Here is a 926-nt window from a genome sequence, read left to right as displayed (position 1 = left end):
GCCTATCGTGGGCGATACATACCCATGATAAATTGCCCCATATACCTGTCATAAAAGTCGTAGTGATCTCTATCGTAATGATCACTTTGTTCTGAGTAAGTGCGAACTTTAAAATCAAAACTGTCACACCATTCACCTTCAAAGTGAGCTTCAAAAGCCTCTGCATCACCGACAGCCTCAGAGCCATACGGGTGTAGGTAATCGACATACCACATAAAAGTGCCACCTTTATCGTTGTAATAAACTGACCTTAATCTCAAAAAGTGACCATCCGGAAGTCCAAGACTCTCCAACTCATTGATTTTGGATTCAATTTGGTCAAGGTACATGGTACAGCTTGAGCCAATACGATTAGTGATATGAAAGTAATAACCTTTGAAATTAGCAGTCCAATGGTTGGGACGTTCGCTTGCGAAGATTTGCCAGCCAGATGCGCTCTTTGGAAAAAAACGTTGGGCAATATGCCACTGGTTAGGTGTCCTTAACTTTCTCTCAATTTCAACGCTATCCCAACAAGTCGCCAAAATATTTACGGCATCATTGTTTGTTAAAGCCTCAAGTCTTTCGACAACTTTAGAAGAGGGCTGAGTTGACGTAACCAATAAGTAGCCAGCACAATTAAACTGAGCGCAGCTAGTAACAATATCGTCTAGGTCACCAACACCAACACTAGCCCCCGATTTAGCCTTATGTTTACATTGCACAAGCCATTTTTTAGATGACTTAACAAAAAGACTATTGTCCTCCTCTATACACAGCAGGTCTTTACCACCGTCCGGACCGACACCACTCCAATAAACTTTCAAACCAAGACTAAAAAGTAACTCACGCGTAAGTTGCTCCAAATCCAGACCGTTTTCTGACAATTCAGTAAAATCTAACATCGATTTCCTTACTTTTTAGATAGGCATAACGCCCGCCTAAGG

Annotated in this window: 1 protein-coding gene; it reads right to left on the bottom strand. The window is 41.7% G+C overall.

Annotated elements, in window-relative coordinates; all coding sequences use genetic code 11:
- Window positions 1-2: 2 nt before the first annotated feature.
- Entirely contained in the window at window positions 3-884 is an 882-nt protein-coding gene (locus GOU96_RS17815; RefSeq protein WP_196389913.1) for a restriction endonuclease, read from the bottom strand.
- Window positions 885-926 lie beyond the last annotated feature (42 nt).

The organism is Vibrio sp. R-1 (assembly GCF_035615595.1).
Classification (GTDB): domain Bacteria; phylum Pseudomonadota; class Gammaproteobacteria; order Enterobacterales; family Vibrionaceae; genus Vibrio; species Vibrio cholerae.
Note: the sequence above shows the minus strand (reverse complement) of the source record. Positions and strands in the feature narration are given on the sequence as shown.